This window comes from Nocardioides sp. Z35_8 (genome assembly GCF_059621125.1).
In genome coordinates this window covers 21,048-43,208 of record NZ_JCAQIE010000006.1, presented here as the reverse complement: position 1 = coordinate 43,208, position 22,161 = coordinate 21,048, and the positions used below count along the sequence as shown (strand labels likewise).

General features: G+C 71.6%; 19 protein-coding genes. 15 read left to right on the top strand and 4 right to left on the bottom strand.

Features of this window, described 5'->3' with window-relative positions; all coding sequences use genetic code 11:
* Positions 1 to 8: 8 nt before the first annotated feature.
* Positions 9 to 986: a magnesium/cobalt transporter CorA gene (corA, locus tag AC54T2_RS19340; RefSeq protein ID WP_489976951.1), complete on the bottom strand. Its 978-nt coding sequence runs from the start codon at positions 984 to 986 to the stop codon at positions 9 to 11.
* Positions 987 to 1,018: 32 nt separating this feature from the next.
* Between corA and AC54T2_RS19335 the strand changes: the two genes are divergently transcribed.
* The 4 genes from AC54T2_RS19335 (at position 1,019) to mshC (ending at position 4,404) form a co-directional block, all read left to right on the top strand.
* Entirely contained in the window at positions 1,019 to 1,741 is a 723-nt protein-coding gene (locus tag AC54T2_RS19335; protein WP_186342136.1) for a histidine phosphatase family protein, read from the top strand.
* Between the two features lie 10 nt (positions 1,742 to 1,751).
* A complete protein-coding gene (locus AC54T2_RS19330) occupies positions 1,752 to 2,336 on the top strand; it encodes a DUF3090 domain-containing protein (RefSeq protein WP_186342137.1) in 585 nt (194 codons plus the stop codon).
* On the top strand, positions 2,326 to 3,102 hold the full coding sequence (locus AC54T2_RS19325) for an SCO1664 family protein (protein WP_489976950.1): 777 nt from the start codon (positions 2,326 to 2,328) through the stop codon (positions 3,100 to 3,102). Before AC54T2_RS19330 ends, AC54T2_RS19325 begins: the two co-directional genes overlap by 11 nt.
* 63 nt (positions 3,103 to 3,165) lie before the next feature.
* Positions 3,166 to 4,404, top strand: coding sequence for a cysteine--1-D-myo-inosityl 2-amino-2-deoxy-alpha-D-glucopyranoside ligase (gene mshC, locus AC54T2_RS19320; protein WP_496666979.1), 1,239 nt, complete (start codon positions 3,166 to 3,168; stop codon positions 4,402 to 4,404).
* Between the two features lie 51 nt (positions 4,405 to 4,455).
* Here the strand turns inward: mshC and AC54T2_RS19315 are convergent, their stop codons facing one another.
* Positions 4,456 to 5,301 (bottom strand): PAC2 family protein, encoded by an 846-nt coding sequence (locus AC54T2_RS19315; RefSeq protein ID WP_489976948.1) that lies wholly within the window; start codon positions 5,299 to 5,301, stop codon positions 4,456 to 4,458.
* Between the two features lie 206 nt (positions 5,302 to 5,507).
* Here AC54T2_RS19315 and metH point away from each other — a divergent pair, with 206 nt between their 5' ends.
* Positions 5,508 to 9,221, top strand: a complete 3,714-nt coding sequence (gene metH, locus AC54T2_RS19310) for a methionine synthase (protein ID WP_496666985.1) — start codon at positions 5,508 to 5,510, stop codon at positions 9,219 to 9,221.
* A gap of 28 nt (positions 9,222 to 9,249) precedes the next feature.
* Here the strand turns inward: metH and AC54T2_RS19305 are convergent, their stop codons facing one another.
* The gene (locus AC54T2_RS19305; RefSeq protein ID WP_496666978.1) at positions 9,250 to 10,671 is read right to left on the bottom strand and encodes a GntP family permease; all 1,422 of its coding nucleotides are present in this window, start codon (positions 10,669 to 10,671) and stop codon (positions 9,250 to 9,252) included.
* Between the two features lie 242 nt (positions 10,672 to 10,913).
* Between AC54T2_RS19305 and AC54T2_RS19300 the strand changes: the two genes are divergently transcribed.
* From AC54T2_RS19300 to AC54T2_RS19260, 9 genes are all read left to right on the top strand, one after another.
* Complete coding sequence (locus AC54T2_RS19300) at positions 10,914 to 11,726, top strand: transporter substrate-binding domain-containing protein (RefSeq protein ID WP_496666977.1); 813 nt, start codon at positions 10,914 to 10,916, stop codon at positions 11,724 to 11,726.
* Between the two features lie 4 nt (positions 11,727 to 11,730).
* Positions 11,731 to 12,384: an amino acid ABC transporter permease gene (locus tag AC54T2_RS19295; RefSeq protein WP_186342142.1), complete on the top strand. Its 654-nt coding sequence runs from the start codon at positions 11,731 to 11,733 to the stop codon at positions 12,382 to 12,384.
* Positions 12,385 to 12,389: 5 nt separating this feature from the next.
* Positions 12,390 to 13,160, top strand: coding sequence for an ATP-binding cassette domain-containing protein (locus tag AC54T2_RS19290; protein WP_489976945.1), 771 nt, complete (start codon positions 12,390 to 12,392; stop codon positions 13,158 to 13,160).
* 45 nt (positions 13,161 to 13,205) lie between these two features.
* Complete coding sequence (locus tag AC54T2_RS19285) at positions 13,206 to 13,922, top strand: HAD family hydrolase (protein ID WP_496666976.1); 717 nt, start codon at positions 13,206 to 13,208, stop codon at positions 13,920 to 13,922.
* A gap of 99 nt (positions 13,923 to 14,021) precedes the next feature.
* Positions 14,022 to 15,689 carry an ABC transporter substrate-binding protein gene (locus AC54T2_RS19280; protein WP_206054571.1) on the top strand — a complete coding sequence of 556 codons (1,668 nt, stop codon included), beginning with the start codon at positions 14,022 to 14,024 and terminating at the stop codon, positions 15,687 to 15,689.
* Positions 15,690 to 15,781: 92 nt separating this feature from the next.
* Positions 15,782 to 16,792 (top strand): ABC transporter permease, encoded by a 1,011-nt coding sequence (locus tag AC54T2_RS19275; RefSeq protein ID WP_186342145.1) that lies wholly within the window; start codon positions 15,782 to 15,784, stop codon positions 16,790 to 16,792.
* A gap of 5 nt (positions 16,793 to 16,797) precedes the next feature.
* Complete coding sequence (locus tag AC54T2_RS19270; RefSeq protein ID WP_241005404.1) at positions 16,798 to 17,802, top strand: ABC transporter permease; 1,005 nt, start codon at positions 16,798 to 16,800, stop codon at positions 17,800 to 17,802.
* 5 nt (positions 17,803 to 17,807) lie between these two features.
* The gene (locus AC54T2_RS19265) at positions 17,808 to 18,827 is read left to right on the top strand and encodes an ABC transporter ATP-binding protein (RefSeq protein ID WP_186342146.1); all 1,020 of its coding nucleotides are present in this window, start codon (positions 17,808 to 17,810) and stop codon (positions 18,825 to 18,827) included.
* Positions 18,824 to 19,963, top strand: a complete 1,140-nt coding sequence (locus AC54T2_RS19260) for an ABC transporter ATP-binding protein (protein WP_186342147.1) — start codon at positions 18,824 to 18,826, stop codon at positions 19,961 to 19,963. Before AC54T2_RS19265 ends, AC54T2_RS19260 begins: the two co-directional genes overlap by 4 nt.
* A gap of 5 nt (positions 19,964 to 19,968) precedes the next feature.
* On the opposite strand, the gene AC54T2_RS19255 is transcribed toward AC54T2_RS19260, so the two are convergent.
* Positions 19,969 to 20,883: a PD-(D/E)XK nuclease family protein gene (locus tag AC54T2_RS19255; protein ID WP_489976943.1), complete on the bottom strand. Its 915-nt coding sequence runs from the start codon at positions 20,881 to 20,883 to the stop codon at positions 19,969 to 19,971.
* 94 nt (positions 20,884 to 20,977) lie between these two features.
* On the opposite strand from AC54T2_RS19255, the gene AC54T2_RS19250 reads away from it, so the two are divergent.
* Entirely contained in the window at positions 20,978 to 22,147 is a 1,170-nt protein-coding gene (locus AC54T2_RS19250; protein WP_186342149.1) for a site-2 protease family protein, read from the top strand.
* Positions 22,148 to 22,161 lie beyond the last annotated feature (14 nt).

The window sequence follows — 22,161 nt, the reverse complement described above, 5'->3', positions numbered from 1 at the left end:
CGGACGGGTCACAGCCAGCCGGACCGCTTGAACCAGACGATGAGAACGATCGCGGAGCCGACCATGAGCAGCAGCGCGAACGGGTAGCCGTAGGTCCACTGCAGCTCGGGCATGTGGGTGAAGTTCATCCCGTAGATCCCGGCGATCAGGGTGGGGACCACGATCACCGCGGCCCCGGCGGAGATCTTGCGCATGTCGTCGTTCTGCTGCACCGAGATGCGGGCGGTGTGCGCGTCGAAGGCCGTCGACAGCAGGGCGTCGAGGTTGTCGACCACCTCGGCGACGCGTTGCAGGTGGTCGACGACGTCGCGGAAGTAGGTGGCGGTCTCGACCGTGATCCGGTCGTCGCCACCCGCCTCGAGCTGGCGCATCGGCTCGCGGAGCGGGAGCACGGCGCGCCGGACCTCGGCGATCTCGCGCTTGAGGACGTAGATGCGGGAGGAGTCGTCGGTGCGCATGGCGGAGAACACCGAGGCCTCGACCTCGTCGACGTCCTCCTCCAACGACGCGCCCACGCGCTCGTACTCGTCGACGACCCGGTCGCAGATGGCGTAGAGCACCGCCATCGGCCCGTGCTCGAGCACGGTCGCCCGGCGCTCGAGGTCGCGGCGCGCGTCGGCGAGGTCGAGGCCCAGGCCGTGGCGGACGGTCACCACGAAGTCCGCGCCGACGAAGACGTTGATCTCGCCGGTCTCGACCGCGTCGTCCTCGTCGACGTACCACAGCGTCTTGAGCACGAGGAACAACGTGTCGCCGTAGCGCTCGAGCTTGGGCCGCTGGTGGGAGTCGCCGGCGTCCTCGACCGCGAGCGGGTGGAGGTCGAACTCCTTGGCGACGCGCTCGAGCTCCTCGGGGCTCGGGTCGTGCATGCCGATCCACTGGAAGTCGCCGGAGTCGCACGGCACCCGGGCGATGCCCAGGCTCTGGTCCTCGCCGCCGAGCGGGACCCGCCTGCCCTGGTGGTAGTACGCGTTGTCGACGATCACCCCTCGAGGCTAGTCCCACTAGCCTCGGGTGCATGCCCACCGTGATCCTCGTGCGCCACGGCCGGTCGACGGCCAACGCGACCGGCGTCCTGGCCGGACGACAGCCCGGCGTCCACCTCGACGAGACCGGACTGCGGCAGGCGGTCGCGGTCGGCGAGCGGTTGGCGGGCGTACGCCTCGCCGCGGCGGTGACCAGCCCGCTCGAGCGGTGCCGCGAGACGTGTCGCGAGATCACCCGGCGCCAGGCGAGCCCGCTGCGCGCGGGCACCGACAAGCAGCTGTCCGAGTGCGACTACGGCGACTGGCAGGGGCGTCCCCTCAAGGACCTCGCCAAGGAGAGGCTCTGGACGACCGTCCAGGCCCAGCCGTCGGCGGCGACGTTCCCGGGCGGGGAGTCGATGCGGGCGATGCAGGACCGAGCGGTGGCCGCAGTCCGGCGCCACGACGCGCGGGTCGCGGCCGAGCACGGCGAGGACGCCGTGTGGGTCGCGGTGAGCCACGGCGACGTCATCAAGTCCATCCTCGCCGACGCGCTGGGCACCCACCTCGACCTCTTCCAGCGCATCCACGTCGACCCGGCCTCGGTGTCGGTCGTGCGCTACACCGAGTCGCGTCCCTTCGTCATCGGCACCAACACCCATGCCGGCGACCTCGCCTGGCTGACCCCGCCGCCGAAGTCACGGCGAGCCCCGCGGGGCCGACGCGCGGACGCCGAGGTGGGTGGAGGCGCAGGCCCCCAGACGGACGGGTCCTAGGGTGAGTGACATGCCCGTCGTGCACCGCTTCGACCCGCCCGAGCGCTTCGTCGCCGGCACCGTTGGCGAGCCCGGCCAGCGGACGTTCTTCCTCCAGGCGCGTGACGGCGCGCGGCTGGTGAGCGTCTCGCTGGAGAAGCAGCAGGTGCAGGCGCTCGCCGAGCGCATCGACGAGCTGCTCGACGAGCTGATGCGGGCCGTCGGGGGAGACGTGCTCATCCCGGCGATCGCCCCGCGGGACATGACCGACACCCAGCCCCTCGAGCAGCCGATCGAGGAGGAGTTCCGCGCCGGCACGATGACGCTGTCGTGGGACGGCGCCGCCGAGCGCGTGGTGATCGAGGTGTTCCCGTTCACCGAGGCCGCGGTGGTCTCGCCCGAGCAGCTCCAGGAGGGCCTCGAGGAGCTGCTCGAGCCCGATCCGGAGGAGATCTTCCTGGTCCGCCTCACCGCCGCCGCCGCCCGTTCGTTCGTGGAGAGGGCGCTGTCGGTGATCGGCGCCGGTCGCCCCGACTGCCCGTTCTGCGGGGAGCCCGTCGACCCGGACGGGCACCTGTGCGTGCGTGCCAACGGCTTCCGGCGCCGTGATCCCTGACCTGCCCGAGGGCTTCCCCACCGGGGAGCTGACGCTCCACGGACGGGTGCTGCCGGCCTCCAACGCGACCTTCGTCGGCGAGGTCGACGGCGTGCGGGTGGTCTACAAGCCGATCGCGGGGGAGCGGCCTCTCTGGGACTTCCCCGACGGCACGCTGGCCGCGCGCGAGGTGGCTGCGTACGCCGTCTCGGACGCGCTGGGCTGGGACGTCGTGCCGCCCACGGTCCTGCGCGAGGGGCCGCACGGGCCCGGCATGGTGCAGCTGTGGCGCGACGAGGTGCCTGACGCCTCGCCCGTCGACATCGTCGGCGAGGGGGAGGTGCCGCCCGGCTACCGCCACGTCTTCGACGGCCTCGACGCCCACGACCGGGCCGTGTCGCTGGTGCACGAGGACAGCGACCCCCTGCGCCGCATGGCGCTCTTCGACGTGGTCGTCAACAACGCCGACCGCAAGGGCGGACACGTCCTCCCCATGCCCGACGGGCACCGCCACGGCGTCGACCACGGGCTGACCTTCCACGTGGAGCACAAGCTGCGCACCGTGCTGTGGGGCTTCGTCGGCGAGCCGATCAGCCCCGACGAGGCCGACGGCCTGCGCCGACTCGCCGCCGCGCTCGACGGCGCGCTCGGGGCTGTCCTCTCGGGCCTCCTGGTCGACGACGAGGTGGCGACCACCGTGCGGCGGGTCGCCCGGCTCCTCGCCGCGGGCGAGTTCCCCGGCCCCGCGTCGTCGGCGTACCCCGTCATCCCCTGGCCGCCGTTCTGAGCCGAGCAGCCCCGACCGAGGCGCGCCGCGGGCCGCTCACGACCGGCGGATAGGCTGCGCGGCATGCGCGCCTGGTCGTCCCCCGACGTTCCCATCCTGCCCGTGACGGGCCCCGTCGTGCGGGTGCACGACACGGCGAGCGACTCCCTGGTCGAGACCCGGCCCGACGGTGCGGCGCGGATGTACGTCTGCGGCATCACCCCCTACGACGCCACCCACATGGGCCACGCCGCCACCTACGTGGGCTTCGACCTGCTCAACCGTGCGTGGCGCAACGCCGGGCACGAGGTGAGCTACGTCCAGAACGTCACCGACGTCGACGACCCGCTGCTCGAGCGCGCCGCGAAGGTCGGTGTCGACTGGGCAGATCTCGCCCTGCGCGAGACCCAGCTGTTCCGCGAGGACATGGAGGCCCTGCGGGTCCTGCCGCCGGCCCACTACACCGGAGCGGTCGAGTCGATCCCCGAGGTCATCGCGCTGATCCAGCGCCTCGACGAGGCCGGCGCGGTCTACCGCGTCGAGGACGACCTCTACTTCTCGGTCGGCGCCGACGACGCGTTCGGCTCGGTGTCGCGCCTCGACCGCGACGCCATGCTCGCGATCTTCCCCGAACGCGGCGGCGACCCCGACCGCGAGGGCAAGAAGGACCCGCTCGACTGCGTGCTGTGGCGTGCCGAGCGTCCGGGCGAGCCCTCGTGGGACAGCCCGTGGGGTCCGGGCCGACCGGGCTGGCACGTCGAGTGCTCCGCGATCGCGCTCGACCACCTCGGCGCCGCGTTCGACGTCCAGGGCGGCGGCAGCGACCTGGCCTTCCCGCACCACGAGATGTCGGCGGGTCACGCCCAGGTCGCGCACCCCGGTGAGCCGTTCGCCCGGGCCTACGCCCACGCCGGCATGGTCGCCTACGACGGCGAGAAGATGTCGAAGTCGCGCGGCAACCTCGTCTTCGTCTCCGCGCTCCGCAGGAGTGACGTCGACCCGATGGCGATCCGCCTCGCGCTGCTGCGCCACCACTACCGCAGTGACTGGGAGTGGACCGACGACCAGCTGTGGGACGCCGTCGACACCCTCGGCACCTGGCGCCGGGCACTGGCGCTGGGCGCCGGCGCACCCTCGGCGTCCGTCGTCACCGCCGTCCTCGATGCGCTGGCCGACGACCTCGACGCGCCGTCGGCGGTCGCCGCCGTGCAGGAGTGGGTCGAGTCGACGCTCGGCACCACCGGGCTCGCCGACACCTCCGACCCGGAGGCCGCGGCGACCGTGCACCGCCTCCTCGACGCCGCGCTCGGCCTGTCGCTCTGACGTACGCCGCGCGCGGGGCCCGTCGGGTCGGGCGGCGCCCGGTCAGTCGGGTCAGTCGGTGTCGCGGCGCTTGAGGTAGCGCTCGAACTCCCGGGCGATCGCCTCGCCGGACGCCTCGGGGAGGTCGGCGGTGTCACGGGTCTCCTCGAGCGCCCTGACGTAGTCGGCGACGTCCTCGTCCTCCGCGGCGAGCTCGTCGACACCGCGCTCCCACGCCTTGGCGTCGTCGGCGAGGTCGCCGATGGGCATCGGGGCCTGGAGCAGCTCCTCGAGCTGGCCGAGCAGCGCGAGGGTCGCCTTGGGGCAGGGCGGCTGGGCGACGTAGTGGGGGACCGCCGCCCAGTAGGAGACGGCCGGGATGTCGAGCTGGGTGCAGGCGTCGTTGAAGACCCCGACGATGCCGGTCGGGCCCTCGTAGGTCGACTGCTCGAGCGCGAGGCGGTCGACCAGCTCGGGCTCGCTCGCGGTGCCGGTGACCGGGATGGGCCGGGTGTGCGGCGTGTCGGCGAGCAGGGCGCCGAGCGTCACGACGAGCTCGGCGCCGAGGTCGTCGCACGCGGCGAGCAGCTCGGCGCAGAACTGGCGCCACTTCATGTTGGGCTCGATGCCGCGCACCAGGATGACGTCGCGGTCGAGCTCGGCCGGGCGGGCGACGGCGATGCGGGTGGTGGGCCAGCTGAGCCGGCGGTGGCCGTGGGGGTCGGTGCTGATGATCGGGCGGTTGACCTGGAAGTCGTAGAACTCCTCGGGGTCGATGGCCCCGATGACCTCGGCCCTCCACTGCTCGATGAGGTGGTCCACGAGACCGGACGCCGCGTCGGCGGCGTCGTTCCAGCCCTCGAAGGCGGCGATCACCACGGGGGAGACCAGGTCCTGCACGTCGTCGAACTCGATCACCACTCCAGCCTAGGGCCCGTCCCCAGCGCGTCCGTCGTGATTTCGCCGCCCGACGCGCCGGTGCCACCATGTGGGAACCCGGTCCGCCTGTCGGACGCCGTTCCTAGGCTGGTGTCACCGCCACCCGAGAGGAGCCACGCACCGTGGAGCCACAGCACCGTCCTGACGCCACCGCCGCCCTGACGGCGATCCTGAGCGAGCGGATCATGGTGCTGGACGGCGCGATGGGCACGGCGATCCAGCGCGACCGTCCCGATGAGGCGGGCTACCGCGGCGAGCGCTTCGCCGACCACCCCAGCGACCTGGTCGGCAACAACGACCTGCTGACGCTCACGCAGCCCCAGCTGATCCGCGCGATCCACGAGGACTACCTCGGCGCCGGGGCCGACATCATCGAGACCAACACCTTCAACGCCAACGCGATCTCGCTGTCCGACTACGGCCTCGAGGACCTCGCCTACGAGCTCAACCTCGAGTCCGCCCGGCTGGCGCGCCAGGCCGCCGACGCGGTCTCGACCGACGACCGGCCGCGCTGGGTCGCCGGAGCGCTCGGCCCGACCACCCGCACGGCGTCGATCTCGCCCGACGTCAACGACCCGGGGGCCCGCAACGTCTCCTTCGACCAGCTCGCCGACGCCTATCTGACCGCCGCCCGCGGCCTGGTCGACGGCGGCGCCGACCTGCTGATGATCGAGACGATCTTCGACACGCTCAACGCCAAGGCCGCGATCTTCGCGGTCGAGACGCTCTTCGAGGAGCAGGGCCGCCGCTGGCCGGTGATCATCTCGGGCACCATCACCGACGCCTCGGGGCGCACCCTGTCGGGCCAGGTCACCGAGGCGTTCTGGGACTCCGTGCGCCACGCCCGCCCGCTGGCCGTCGGCCTCAACTGCGCGCTCGGCGCGCGCGACATGCGCCCCTACGTCGCCGAGCTGTCCCGCCTGGCCGACTCCTTCGTGAGCGTCTACCCCAACGCCGGGCTGCCCAACGCGTTCGGCGAGTACGACGAGACGCCCGACCAGACCGCGGCGGTGCTCGCCGAGTTCGCCGAGGCCGGCTTCCTCAACCTGGTCGGTGGCTGCTGCGGCACCACCCCCGAGCACATCGCCGCCATCGCGGGCGCGGTGGCCGACAAGACCCGCCGCGAGCCCGTGGAGCACCAGCCGGTCATGCGGCTGGCCGGGCTCGAGCCGTTGACGATCACCGACGAGAGCCTGTTCGTCAACGTCGGCGAGCGCACCAACATCACCGGGTCGGCCCGCTTCCGCAAGCTGATCAAGGACGGCGACTACGACGCCGCGCTCAGCGTGGCGGCCCAGCAGGTCGAGGCCGGTGCGCAGGTCATCGACGTCAACATGGACGAGGGCATGATCGACGGGGTCGCGGCGATGGACCGCTTCCTCAAGCTGATCGCCGCCGAGCCCGACATCAGCCGCGTCCCGGTGATGGTCGACTCCTCCAAGTGGGAGGTCATCGAGGCCGGGCTCAAGTGCGTGCAGGGCAAGCCCATCGTCAACTCCATCTCCATGAAGGAGGGCGAGGAGGCGTTCCGCGACCACGCGCGGCTGTGCCGCAAGTACGGCGCGGCGGTGGTGGTGATGGCGTTCGACGAGGACGGCCAGGCCGACAACCTCGCGCGCCGCAAGGCGATCTGCGAGCGGGCCTACCGGATCCTCGTCGACGAGGTCGGCTTCCCGCCCGAGGACATCATCTTCGACCCCAACGTCTTCGCCGTCGCCACGGGCATCGAGGAGCACGCCACCTACGGCGAGGACTTCATCGAGGCGACCCGCTGGATCAAGCACCACCTCCCCGGGGCCAAGGTCAGCGGCGGCATCTCCAACGTGTCGTTCTCCTTCCGCGGCAACAGCCCCGTGCGCGAGGCGATCCACGCGGTCTTCCTGTTCCACGCGATCCGCGCCGGGCTCGACATGGGCATCGTCAACGCCGGTGCGCTGGTCGTCTACGACGAGGTCGACCCCGAGCTGCGCGAGCGCATCGAGGACGTCGTGCTCAACCGCCGCCCCGACGCCGCCGAGCGCCTGCTCGAGATCGCCGAGCGCTTCAACGTCGCCGCAGGCGCCGTCGAGGTGACCGAGGACGAGTGGCGCGGCCTGCCGCTGCGCGAGCGGATCACCCACGCCCTGGTCAAGGGCATCGACGCCCACGTCGAGGCCGACACCGAGGCGCTGCGGGCCGAGATCGCCGCGGCCGGCGGGCGTCCGATCGAGGTGATCGAGGGTCCGCTGATGGACGGCATGAACGTCGTCGGCGACCTGTTCGGCGCGGGCAAGATGTTCCTCCCGCAGGTGGTCAAGAGCGCGCGCGTGATGAAGAAGGCCGTGGCCTACCTGATCCCCTACATCGAGGAGGAGAAGGTCAAGGACCCCGCGCTGGCGGCGCAGAAGGAGACCAACGGCACCATCGTCATGGCGACGGTGAAGGGCGACGTCCACGACATCGGCAAGAACATCGTCGGCGTGGTGCTGCAGTGCAACAACTACGAGGTCATCGACCTCGGCGTGATGGTGCCCGCCCAGAAGATCCTCGACGCGGCGCAGGAGCACGACGCCGACATCATCGGGCTCTCCGGGCTGATCACCCCCTCGCTCGACGAGATGGTCAGCTTCGCCTCCGAGATGCAGCGCGTCGGCCTCGACCTGCCGCTCCTCATCGGCGGCGCGACGACCTCGCGGGCCCACACCGCGGTCAAGATCGACCAGAAGTACGACGGCCCCGTGGTCTGGGTCAAGGACGCCTCGCGCTCGGTGCCCACCGCCGCCGCGCTGCTCAGCCCGACCCGCCGCGACAAGCTGATGGCCGACGTCCAGGCCGACTTCGACTCCCTCCGCACGCGCCACGCGGCCAAGAACGACCGCCCGCTCGTGACGCTGGAGCAGGCCCGGGCCAACGCCACGCCCCTCGACTGGTCCGACTACCACCCGCCCAAGCCGCACATGCTGCTCCAGCAGGACCACGACGTGTCGCCGTTCACCGGCACCGCCGTCACCCAGCACGTACGCGTGATCCGCGACCAGGACCTCACGACCCTGCGCCGCTACATCGACTGGCAGCCGTTCTTCAACGCGTGGGAGATGAAGGGCGCCTTCCCCGACATCCTCAACAACCCGAGCTCCGGCCCCGCCGCGCGCAGGCTCTACGACGACGCGCAGGCGATGCTCGACCGGCTCATCGAGGAGAAGTGGATCCGCGCCCACGGCGTGGTCGGGTTCTTCCCCGCCAACGCGGTGGGCGACGACGTCGAGCTCTACCTCGACGGCGACCGCAGCCGGGTCCACGCCACGCTGCACCACCTGCGCCAGCAGGGGCGGCACCGCGACGGCGTGCCCAACCGCTCGCTCGCCGACTACGTCGCGCCCAAGGAGACCGGCCTGCGCGACCACGTCGGCGCCTTCGCGGTGACCGCCGGCGACGGCCTTGCGGAGCGGGTTGCGGCCTTCCGCGACGAGCTCGACGACTACAACGCGATCCTGCTCGAGTCGCTCGGCGACCGGCTGGCGGAGGCGTTCGCCGAGCGCCTCCACGAGCGCGTGCGCAAGGAGCTGTGGGGCTACGCGCCCGACGAGCACCTCGACAACGTCGGGCTGATCAAGGAGCAGTACGACGGCATCCGCCCCGCCCCGGGCTACCCCGCCTGCCCCGAGCACACCGAGAAGCGCACCCTCTGGGAGCTCCTCGACGTCGAGGAGCACACCGGGATCACGCTCACCGAGTCGATGGCCATGTGGCCGGGCGCCTCGGTCAGCGGCTTCTACCTCTCCCACCCGCAGTCGCAGTACTTCGTGGTGGGCCGCCTGGCCCGCGACCAGGTCGCCGACTACGCCGAGCGCAAGGGCTGGACCCTCGCCGAGGCCGAGCGCTGGCTCTCGCCCAACCTGGGCTACGACCCCGAGGACTGACCCGCAGCACCCAGCCGCGGGCGGCGGCTCAGAGGACGAGAGCCGCCAGCATCACCAGCGGGAGCGAGACCACCGAGGCGACCGACGTGACGAGCGTCAGCGTCTTGAGCGTGCCCTTGGTCGACAGGCCGAGCAGCGACTTGAACATCCAGAAGAAGTTGCTGTTGACCTGCAGGGCGAACATCGCGCCCGACGCGATCGCCAGGCCGATGACGATGGGGGAGACGGTCAGCGAGTCGAGGATGGGGGCGATGATCCCGGCGGCGGTGATCGCGGCCACCGACACCGAGCCGATCGCCAGGTGCAGCACCGCGGCGATGAACCAAGCCAGCAGGATGCTCAGCACGACCGGCGCGCCCGCGTCGGCCTGGAACAGGTCGCCCAGCACGCTGTCGAGCCCGGTGGCCTCGATGACCGCGCCGAGCGAGCCGCCGACACCGGTGATCAGCAGGATCTCGCCGGTGGTGTGGAAGCCGTCCTCCATGGCCTCGTTGGTGTGCTCGCCGCCCGAGGAGGCGCGGGACAGGGCGTAGGCCCCGAGCAGGCCGATGAAGAGCGCGATGTTGGCGTCGCCGAGGAAGGCGATGAAGGTGGTGGACCAGCCGCCGAGCTCCGCGAACGCCCCGAGCGCGATCAGCAGCAGCGGCACCACGATCGGCAGCATGAGCACCGCGAGCGGCAGGCGGCGTACGCCCTCCTTCGCCTCGGCGGCAGCGGCCTCCGACTCCCGCTGGGCCAGTGCCTCCCGCGCCGTGCCGGCCTCACCGGTGAGGTAGGCCCGGTCGGCGGCCTCCTGCTCGGCCATCGCCTCGTCGAGCTCCTCGTCGGTCTCGGGCTTCCAGAAGCCGCCGGCGGCGAACAACAGGCGCATCAGCAGGGTGGACACCAGCGCCGTCACGAGGCCGATCACGACCCCGTACACGAGCCAGTCACCGAGGCGGATGTCGAGGAGCCCGGCGATCGAGATCGCGGCCAGGCCGGGGATGACGAAGACGTAGCCGGCGAAGATCCCGCAGCCCAGCGCCGAGGCGAGCACCGGAAGGCCCACCTTGCCGACGAACGGCGACGCCGAACGGGCCACCGGCGCGGCGAGGACGACCTGCACGTCGACGTAGATCGACGGCATGACCACCGCCAGCATCGAGCTCAGCGCGTAGGGCAGCCGTCCCGAGCCGACCTTCTGCACGAGCAGCGCGACGAGGCGACGGAAGGCGCCCGTGGAGTGCAGCAGCGCCCCGATGAGCACCCCGAAGCCGATCAGCAGCCCGACCTCGGCCATGATCCCGCCGAAGCCGGTCGTGATCGCCTCGACCGTGCCGGCGAAGCCGACCCCGCCCGCGAGCCCGAGGTAGAGCGAGCCGAGGATCAGCGAGATCACCGGGTCGATGCGTCCCTTGATGATCAGGGCGACGACCAGGACGATCGCGATGGCGGTGTGCAGGGCGACCATGGTTCTCCCGATGACAGCGGCCCGAGACGCTCCCGAGTGCCCCCTGTCTACCGCTGACGGCGGGAGTTCGCCAGAGGCTGTCCGGAGGCCCAGCACGCCGGGATCAGGCCCGGATCCCGGCCGGATGCCGACAGGGGGCGTCGCCGACGCTCTCGCGACTGGCGCTACCCTCGTGCGCCTGACCGAAGCGAGACTCTCGGCCCCACGACCGCGTGGGGTGGCCGAACGGAGGCAGGACGACGATGAACAAGCTCCCGCGCAGGATGACCGACCGACGGCGGACGGGGGCCATCGCGGCCCTCGCGACGGCTGCCCTGATGACCCTCGCCGCGTGCGGCGACGACGGCGGCGACGCGGCCTCCGACGAGCCCCGCCTGATCAACGACGGCGAGCTGGTCATCGCCATGAGCGGCGAGTTCCAGCCGTTCAGCTACTTCGAGGACAACGAGCTCACCGGCTTCGACTACGACATCGGCGTCGCGATCGCCGAGGAGATGGGCCTCGAGCCCAAGACGGAGACCGGCGCCTTCGACACCCTCATCCAGGGCGTGAAGAGCCAGCGCTACGACGTGCTCATCGCGTCGATGACGCCGACCGAGGAGCGCGACCGGGCCGTCGACTTCACCGACAGCTACTACACCTCCGGCGCGACGATGTTCGTCGCCCAGGACAGCGACTGCGAGGATCCGCGGGAGATGGACTCCCCCAAGGTCGGGGTCGCGTCCGGCACGACCTACCAGACCTTCCTCGAGGACGAGGGCCTCGCAGGCGAGGTGGTGACCTTCACCTCGGACGTCACCGCCCTCCAGGACGTCGACGCGGGACGACTCGACGGCGCGATGACCGACCGGCTCGTCGGGCTCTTCCAGATCGACCGCGCCGAGCGCGACCTGCGCGCGTGCGGCGACCCGCTCTACAGCGAGGAGCCCGCGTTCGCGGTGGACGAGGGCAACACCGCGCTCGTCGACGAGCTCAACGATGCCTTGGCCGCCATCAAGGACGACGGCACCTACGCCGAGATCAGCGAGAAGTGGTTCGGACAGGACATCTCCTGACGCCATGAGCTTCCTCGACCACCTCGTCGACACGGCGCCGGTCTTCCTCGACGCCACGTGGATCACGCTGCGGCTCACCGCCACGGCGCTCGTGTTCGCCCTGCTCCTCGGCTCCGTGGTGGCGGCGATGTCCATGAGCGGGGTCGCGGTCCTGCGCTGGATCGCGACCGGGTTCATCGGGCTCATCCGCGGCACGCCGCTGATCGCCCAGATCTTCGTCCTCTACTTCGGCATCGCCGAGATCGTCACGCTGGACAAGTTCTGGGCGGGAGCGATCGCGCTCGGGGTCCACAACGCGGCCTACATCGCCGAGATCATCCGCTCCGGCTTCCAGTCCGTCCCCAAGGGACTCGACGAGGCGTCCAGGTCGCTGGGGATGTCGCGGCTCAAGACGCTGCGCCGGGTGCGCGCCCCGCTCGCGCTGCGGGCGATCCTCCCGGTGCTCGGCAGCCAGTTCATCATCGCGGTGAAGGACTCCTCCCTGGTGGCGTTCATCGGCCTGCAGGAGCTCTTCCTCAGCGCGCGCAACGAGGCGGCGGCCACCTACGAGCCGCTGACGATGTACCTCATCGTCTCCCTCTACTACCTGGCCATCGTGCTCGCGCTCACCTTCGTGGTGAACCGCCTCGAGCACCGACTCAGCGCCCACCGGAGGTGAGCGGCATGACCAGCCCCGAGACGTCCGCGCCCCAGGGGGGCGAGCTCGTCGTCGAGATGCGCGACATCCTCAAGTCCTACGGCGACACCGTGGTGCTCGAGGGGGTCGACCTCGACGTGCACCGAGGCGAGGTCGTGGTGCTCATCGGCCCGTCCGGCGCCGGCAAGAGCACCCTGCTGCGGTGCATCAACGGTCTCGAGCGCATCCAGGGCGGCACCATCCGGTTCGCCGGGGAGGAGCTGTCCTACCAGGAGAAGGAGCTCAACCGCGCCCGCAGCCGGATCGGCATGGTCTTCCAGTCCTTCAACCTCTTCCCGCACCTCAAGGTCATCGACAACGTGACGATGGCCCAGGTCGACGTGCTCGGCCGGTCCCGGGCCGAGGCGCGGGCCCGGGCGGTGGAGCTGCTCGAGCGGGTCGGCCTGCCCGACAAGGTGGACGCCTACCCGGACCGGCTCTCGGGGGGCCAGCAGCAGCGGGTGGCCATCGCCCGGGCGCTCGCCATGGATCCCGAGCTGATGCTCTTCGACGAGCCGACCTCGGCGCTCGACCCCGAGCTGGTCGGCGAGGTGCTGCAGGTGATGCGCTCGCTGGCCGACGACGGGATGACGATGGTCGTGGTGACCCACGAGATGCGCTTCGCCCGCCGGGCCGCCGACCGCGTCGTGCTGATGGCCGATCGCGGGATCGCCGAGCAGGGCACCCCGGAGCAGGTGCTCGAACGTCCCACGAGCGAGCGTGGCCGGGCCTTCCTGGCCGAGCTCACCGAGGGCTGACCCGCGACGGGTCGGCCCGGCGCCGCGTGGGACGATGTGCCCGTGATGCCGGCAGCTGTCCTGTGGGACATGGACGGGACCCTCGTCGACACCGAGCCCTACTGGATCGACACCGAGTACGCCCTCGCGCAGAGGTACGGCGGCACGTGGTCGCAGGAGCACGCGCTCAACCTCGTCGGGCGCGCGCTGCTCGACTCGGGCGCCTACATCCGCGAGCACATGGGCATCGACCGGACCCCCGAGCAGATCGTCGACGAGCTGCTCGACGGCGTGGTGGCGCGCGTGCAGACCCAGGTGCCGTGGCGTCCCGGCGCCCGCGAGCTGCTGGCCGACCTGCGCGAGAGCGGCGTCCCGTGCGCGCTGGTGACCATGTCGTGGCAGCGCTTCGTCGACCCCATCCTGGCCCAGCTCCCGCCGGGCACGTTCGACAGCATCGTTGTCGGCGACCGGGTCACGCAGGGCAAGCCGCACCCGGAGCCCTACCTCACCGCTGCCGCCGACCTGGGCCTGGCGCCGGGCGACTGCCTGGCCATCGAGGACTCCGACACCGGAGCCACGTCGGCCGTCGCAGCCGGTTGCACGGTTCTCTGCGTGCCCCACCACGTACCGGTCCCGGCGGGGGAGCGGCGGGTGTTCGCCGAGACGCTCGTCGGGCTCGACGCCGCTCGGCTGGCCGCCCTCGTCGAGCCGGACGACGCGGACGACGGGGGGGCTCGCGGCGGGGTGGCGCTCGACGCGGGCCGCGGCGCCCGCCACCTGTGATCCGACCGTGACCATGTCGTTGTGGTCCGGCCCACGTCCGCCGGTCTAGGGTGCGGGACACACCTGATCGAATACCGGACGGAAGGACTCAGGATGTCTGTGAGACGCACCGTGGCGACCTGGACCACGGCGGTCCTGGCGGCCGCCACCCTGGCGAGCTGCGCCGACAGCGAGCGCAACGACGGCGAGAGCGGCGGCAGCGGCAGCGGGGACGACGGCACCTTCGTCTTCGGTGCGGCCGGTGCGCCGGAGATGTTCGACCCCTTCTACGCGACGGACGGCGAGACGTTCCGCGTCACCCGCCAGATGTTCGAGGGCCTGCTCGGCATCGAGCCGGGCAGCGCCGAGGTCGTGCCCGAGCTCGCCACCGACTGGGAGCCCAACGAGGACGGCACCGAGTGGACCTTCACGCTGCGTGACGACGTCACCTTCCACGACGGTGAGCCCTTCAACGCCGAGGCCGTGTGCGCCAACTTCGAGCGGATGTTCGACCAGAACGAGGCCGGGCAGACCGCCGGCGAGTACTGGGGCTACGTCATGGGGGCGTTCGCCAACGACGCGAAGAACTCGCTCTACCGGGGCTGCGAGGCCACCGACGAGTTCGAGGCCGTGGTCTCCATCAGCGGTCCGACGTCCGGCTTCCCGACGATGCTGACCCTCGAGTCGCTCTCGATGCAGTCGCCCAAGGCGCTCGAGGAGGGCGACGCCAACGGCATCGCCGCCGAGGGCGAGGGCTTCAGCTTCCCCGCCTACGCCGACAACCCGGTCGGCACCGGTCCGTTCACCTTCGGTGAGTACGACGAGGCCAACGGCGAGATCACCCTCGAGCGCAACGACGACTACTGGGGTGACAAGGCCAAGGTCAGCGAGCTGGTCTTCCGGGTGATCCCCGACGAGAGCACCCGCCGCCAGGAGCTCGAGGCCGGCAGCATCAACGGCTACGACCTGCCCAACCCGGTCGACTGGGCCGGTCTGGAGGAGGACGGCAACAGCGTCGAGGTGCGCGACCCGTTCAACATCCTCTACCTCGGCTTCAACCCCGAGGCCAACCCGAAGCTCAAGGACCTCAAGGTCCGCCAGGCGCTCTACCACGCCCTCAACCGTGAGCAGCTGGTCCAGACGCAGCTGCCCGAGGGCGCCGCCGTGGCCACGCAGTTCATGCCCGACACGGTGAGCGGCTACAACACCAGCCTCGAGGCCTACCCCTACGACCCCGACGAGGCCGAGCGCCTGCTGCAGGAGGCCGGGGCCGAGGGCCTGGAGCTCACGTTCGCCTACCCGACCGAGGTCAGCCGGCCCTACATGCCGGACCCGGAGAAGATCTTCGAGGCGCTGCGCAGCGACCTCGAGGCCGTGGGCGTCAAGGTCAACGTCAAGACCGCCTCGTGGAACGGCGGCTACCTCGACAACGTCACCGCCGGCCGCTACGACGCCTACATCCTGGGCTGGACCGGCGACTACGACTCCGCGCACAACTTCATCGGCACGTTCTTCGGCAACCTCAAGGAGAACGACTTCGGCACCACCGCCTACCCGTGGGGCAAGCAGCTCGCCGACGACCTCCAGGCCGCCGACGCGATCGTCGACGAGGGCGAGCGCGGCGCGGCGTTCGAGGAGATCAACCGCCAGATCATGGAGGAGTACCTCCCCGGCCTGGCGATCAGCCACTCGCCGCCCGCGCTCGTCGTGGGACCCGGCGTGGACGGCGTGACGCCGAGCCCGCTCACCGCCGAGGAGTTCGACACGGTCGTCGTGGGTGGGAAGTGACCCCCGTCCGCTGACCGATCGACAGTGCACGACGTCCGGGGGCCGTCCCAGCGACGGCCCCCGGACCGTGTCGGCGTGTGTGAGGAGAACGTGTGATCCGCTTCGTCGTACGACGACTGCTGCAGATGTGCCTGGTGGTCCTCGTGCTGTCCGTGCTCGTCTTCGCGTGGTTGCGCTCGCTGCCCGGCGGGCCGGTGTCCGCGATCCTGGGCGAGCGGCAGACGCCCGAGCGGCGCGCCGCCCTCGAGGCGGCGCTCGGGCTCGACCAGCCCTTGCCCGTGCAGTACCTCCGGTTCCTCGAGCGGGCCGTGCAGGGCGACTTCGGCGTCTCCACCAAGGTGCTGCCCGGTGAGGACGCGCTCCAGATCTTCCTCGACCGGCTGCCGGCCACGGTGGAGCTGTCGTTCCTCGCGCTCGCGCTGGCGATCGCCCTCGGCATCCCGCTCGGCTACCTCGCCGCGCGGCGCAAGGGCTCCGTCGTCGACACGGGAGCGGTCATCTTCTCCCTCGTGGGCGTGGCGGTGCCGGTGTTCTTCACCGCCTTCCTCCTCAAGTACTTCTTCGCCGTCGAGTGGAACCTGCTGCCGGTGTCCGGGCGCCAGAGCACCGGCATGGACGCCACCCGGGTGACCGGGATGTTCGTCCTCGACGGGATCCTGACGCGCGAGTGGGACGCCGCGTGGGACGCGCTCAAGCACCTGATCCTGCCGGCGCTGGCGCTGGCCACGATCCCGTTCGCAGTGATCTTCCGCATCACCCGCGCCTCGGTGCTCGACGTGCTCGACGAGGACTACGTGCGCACGGCCGAGGCCAAGGGCCTCACCACCCGCGTGATCCGCGCCCGGCACGTGCTCCGCAACGCCATGCTGCCCGTCGTCACCACCATCGGCCTGCAGGTCGGCGGCCTGCTCGCCGGCGCGGTGCTGACCGAGACCGTCTTCTCCTACCGCGGCATCGGCGAGGCCCTGGCCACCGCCTTCCGCGAGAAGGACTATCCCGTGCTGCAGGTGCTGATCATGGCCGCCGCGGTGATCTACGTCCTCGTCAACCTTCTGGTCGACATGGCCTACGCGGTCATCGACCCCCGGATCAGGACGAGGTGAGCCCCGTGCCCGACCCGACCCCCACCCCGGCCCCCACGAGCCCGACGCCCGAGCGCGCGCCGCGGCGACCGTCGTACGGCCGGATGCGCAGGGACCGCATCGACGCCCTCGCCACGGCGGGCACCGTCGACGACGAGCCCGGCGTCTCCCTCATCCGCAGCGCCTGGAAGCGACTGCGACGCAACCCGATCTTCATCCTCGGGCTCGTGATCACGGTGGCCTTCGTCGTGCTCGCGATCATCTCGCCGTGGCTCGCGCCGTGGGACCCCACCGCGCGGCCGCTGCTCGACAAGGTGCGACCGCAGTCCAACCCCGTGCCGGGCCCCGAGGCCGGCCACCTGCTCGGCGCGGACGACCGCGGGCGCGACCTGCTCTCCCGCCTGCTCGTCGGCAGCCGCCAGACCCTCATCGTGGGCGTGTTCGCCACGCTGTTCGGGCTCATCGGCGGCCTGACGCTCGGCACGATCGCCGGTGCCATCGGCGGCTGGGTCGACGCGGTCGTGATGCGCATCGTCGACGTGATGCTGTCGATCCCGTCGCTGCTCCTGGCCTTCACGGTCGCCTCGCTCGCCCGCGAGCCGAGCCAGTGGACGCTGATCATCGCCATCGCGATCATCCAGGTGCCGGTCTTCGCGCGCCTGCTGCGCGGCTCGATGCTCGCGCAGCGCGGCAGCGACCACGTGCTCGCCGCGCGGTCGCTGGGGGTGCGACCGAGCTCGATCGTGTTCCGCCACATGCTGCCCAACTCGCTCGGACCGGTGATCGTCCAGGCCACGCTCTCGCTGGCCGTGGCGATCGTCGACGCCGCTGCGCTGTCCTTCCTCGGCCTCGGCAACCCCGACCAGCGACAGCCCGAGTGGGGGCAGATGCTCGGCCTCGCCCAGGACTACATCTCCGAGGCCCCGCACCTGGCGTTCTACCCGGCCGGGTGCATCATCGTCGTCGCGCTGGGCTTCACGCTCATGGGGGAGTCCCTCCGCGAGGCGCTCGATCCGAAGTCGAGGAGGTGATCTCGATGACCCAGTCCCTGCACCAGCCCGTTCGCTCGGCGGCGTCCGGCGAGCCGCTGCTCTCCGTGCGCGACCTGCGCGTCACGTTCACCCGGCACGGCGAGCAGCCGTTCCGGGCGGTCGACGGCGTGAGCTTCGACGTCCGCCCCGGACAGACCGTCGGCCTGGTCGGCGAGTCCGGATGCGGAAAGTCGGTCACGTCGCTCGCGATCATGGGCCTGCTGCCCGGCCGCGGCAACACCGTCGAGGGACAGGCGTTCTTCGACGGTGAGGACCTGCTCACGCTGTCGCCGTCGCAGATGCGCGACCGCCGCGGGGCCGACATCGCGATGATCTTCCAGGACCCGCTGTCCTCGCTCAACCCCGTCGTGACGATCGGTCGCCAGGTCACCGAGGTGATGGAGCGCCACCAGGGCCTCAGCCGCAAGGCGGCCACCCCGAAGGCAGCCGACCTGCTCGACCGCGTCGGCATCCCCGACCCCAAGGCCCGGCTGATCAACTACCCCCACCAGCTCAGCGGCGGGATGCGCCAGCGGGCGCTGATCGCGATGGCGCTGGCCTGCAACCCGCGGCTGCTCATCGCCGACGAGCCGACGACCGCCCTCGACGTGACGATCCAGGCCCAGATCCTGGCGCTGCTCAAGGAGCTCGTGGTCGACACCGGCACCGCGCTCGTGATGATCACCCACGACCTCGGCGTCGTCGCCGGGCTGTGCGACGAGGTCAACGTGCTCTACGGCGGCAAGGTCGTCGAGCGTGGCGGTCGCCACGGCCTCTTCGCCCGCCCGCGCCACCCCTACACGGTCGGCCTGCTCCACTCCATCCCGCGCCTCGACGCCCCACGCGGGGAGAAGCTCGACCCCGTCCCGGGGTCGGTCGCCGACAACCTGCCGTGGGACTCCGCGTGCGCGTTCGCCCCGCGCTGCGCCAACCGGGTCGACGTCTGCACCGAGGAGACGCCCCAGTGGGAGGGCGACCAGGTGGTCGGGTTCCGCTGCTTCAACCCCGAGGGAGGCGTCCGATGACGGAGCCGGCACGAGGCACGGGGGAGTCCGACGTCCTCGTCGAGGTCCGTGGCCTCGAGGTGCACTTCCCGATCAAGAGCGGCCTGCTGTTCGACCGCACGGTCGGCCACGTGCGCGCCGTCGACGGCGTCGACCTGGTCATCCGCCGCGGCGAGACCTACGGCCTGGTGGGCGAGTCGGGGTGCGGCAAGTCCACGCTCGGCAAGGCCATCCTCAACCTCGAGCCGCCCACGGCCGGCTCGGTGGTCTTCGACGGCACCGACATCGCCTCGCTCAAGGGCGAGGCGCTGCGGCGCGAGCGCAAGCGCTTCCAGATGGTGTTCCAGGACCCGATGTCGAGCCTCGACCCCCGTCAGACCGTGGAGTCGCTCGTGCTCGAGGGGATGCGCGCCCACGGCATGGCCGACGACAAGGCGAAGACCCACGCCCGCCTCCGCGAGCTGATGTCGGCGGTCGGACTGCCGCCCGCGGCGCTCAGCAAGTACCCCCACGAGTTCTCCGGCGGCCAGCGCCAGCGCATCGGGATCGCCCGGGCCCTGTCCGTGGGACCCGACCTCATCGTCGCCGACGAGCCGGTCAGCGCGCTCGACGTCTCGATCCAGGCGCAGGTCATCAACCTGCTCCAGGACCTCCAGGACGAGCTCGGCCTGACCTACCTGGTGGTCGCCCACGACCTCGCGGTCGTGCGTCACATCAGCGACCGGATCGGCGTGATGTACCTCGGCGGGCTCGTCGAGGAGTCCGGCGCCGCCGAGCTCTACGACGTGCCGCTGCACCCCTACACGCGCGCGCTGATGTCGGCGGTGCCGGTGCCCGACCCGCTGGTCGAGGACTCGCGCGAGCAGATCCTGCTCACCGGCGACCTGCCCTCGCCCGCCAACCCGCCGACCGGGTGCCGCTTCCACACGCGCTGCCCGTGGCGGCAGGAGACGCGCTGCGACACCGAGCGTCCCCAGCTGCGCGTCGTGGAGGTCGAGGGCGCCTCGTCCGACCACCGCGTCGCGTGCCACTTCGCCGAGGAGATCGCCGCGGGCACGATCCAGCCCCACCGGGTCGACGCCGAGCTGGTGACCGAGGGGCTGGGCGCGATCGACGCGGGTCCCACGACGCCTCCCGACGCGTACGTCACGCCCTGACGAGGTCAGTCGGCGGACTCGTCGGCCGAGGCGTCGGTGACGGGCGGGGTGGGAGCGGGGAGGGGCGGGATCGTGCCGCCCTTGGTCGGGCAGTGCTGGTGGAAGGAGCACCAGTCGCACAGCCGCGACGGGCTCGGCCGCCAGTCGCCGGACTCGCGGGCGGCCTGGATCGCCCGCCACACCGCCTCGACCTTGCGCTCGGTGGCGCGGAGGTCGTCCTCGTCGGGCTCGTAGCGCAGGATCTCGCCGTTGCCGAGGTAGATCAGCTGGAGCACCGACGGCACGACGCCGCGCAGCCGCCAGAGGACCAGGGCGTAGAACCGCATCTGGAACAGGGCCTTGGCCTCGTAGCCCTCGCCGGGGCTGCGACCGGTCTTGTAGTCGACCACCCTGATCCGGCCGTCGGGAGCGACGTCGACCCGGTCGACGAAGCCGCGTAGCAGCAGTCGCGAGTCGAGAAGCGTCTCCACGTAGAGCTCGCGCTCGGCCGGCTCGAGGCGCCGGGGGTCCTCGAGGTCGAAGTAGCGCGCCAGCACCGCGCGACAGGACGTGAGCCACGCCGCCACGTCGGGGCCCTCGCCGCCGAACATCGCGCCCAGGTCGGGCTCGGCCTCCAGCAGCGCCTCCCACGCCGGCTCGAGCATGTCGTCGGCCCGCGCGGGGGTGCGGTCGGGGGCGGGGAGGTCGAAGAGGTCCTCCAGCACCTTGTGCACGACCGTGCCGCGCACGGCGTCGGGCGACGGCTCCTCGGGCAGCCGGTCGATCGTGCGGAAGCGGTACATCAGGGGACAGGCCATGAAGTCGCCTGCCCGGCTGGGCGAGATCGCGCCCAGCACGTCCACACCGTCCACCGGTGTCGAGACCCGCTCGGCGGGGGACTCGGTCACGGCATCGGTGGGAGCGGCAAGCGGGTTCGTCATGGCTCGGCTCACCCTAGGCGAGGCATACGACACCGGAGGTCCCGGCGCGCAGCGGCGGACGGTCGCTGTGGGCGGGGTTCGTTAGGGTTCAGACGTGGCCGACCCGACCGAACCAGCCCCCGCCGACGCACGCCGTCAGGCGGCGCCCCGCGCCCCGGGCACCTTCCGGATCGGGTCGATCGCCGGCATCGACGTGCTGATCACCACCTCGTGGTTCGTCATCGCGCTGCTGATCTCCGTCGCGTTCGGTCCACGGATCGAGGCGGTCGAGCCGGGCCTCGGGTTCTGGAAGTACGTCGCGGGCTTCGTGTTCGCGGTCGTGCTCTACCTCTCCGTGCTGCTCCACGAGGCGTCCCACGCCGTCGTCGCCCAACGCCTCGGCTACGGCGTCAACTCGATCACGCTCCACTTCCTGGGCGGCATGACCGAGATCGACGGCACGTCCCGCACGCCCCGCCACGAGTTCTGGATCGCCGTGGTCGGCCCGCTCACCTCGCTCGGGGTCGGCCTCGTCGCGGGTGCGGCGTGGCTGGTGCTCCCCGACGGGCTCGTGGGCATGGCGGTGGGCGGCCTGGCCGCGTCCAACCTGCTGATCGGCGTGCTCAACCTCGTGCCCGGGCTCCCGCTCGACGGGGGCCGGGTGCTCAAGGCGGCCGTGTGGGGTGCCAGCGGCGATCCGCACCGCGGCACCATCGTCGCGGGGTGGGGCGGCCGGGTCACCGCGTTGGCCCTGCTTGCGTGGCCGCTCGTGATGGAGCCGTTGACCGGGACGACGCCCACCGTCCTCGACATCGTGCTCGTCTTCGTCGTCGGCCTGTTCCTGTGGACGGGCGCGACGGCCGCGATGGCGCACGCCCAGCTCCGACGCCGCCTGCCCGACCTGGTCGCCCGGCCGCTCGCCCGGCGTACGCTCACCGTCCCCGAGGACCTCCCCCTCGCCGAGGCCGTGCGCCGCGCCCAGGAGGCACAGGCCGGCAGCATCGTCACCGTCGCCGCCGACGGCACGCCCGTGGGCATCGTCAGCGAGGCGGCCGTGACGGCCATGCCCGCCGACCGGCGTCCGTGGGTCGCGGTGTCCGCGGTGGCGCGCACGATGGAGGACGGGCTGATGCTGCCCGCCACGGTGGCCGGCGAGGACCTCGTCATGGCGATCAGCCGCCGCCCGGCCGAGGAGTACCTGCTCGTCGAGGACGACGGCCGCATCTACGGCGTGCTGGCCACCGCCGACGTCGACCGGGCGTTCCGCGAGAACGCCCGCCGCTGAGGGGAATCCGGCCT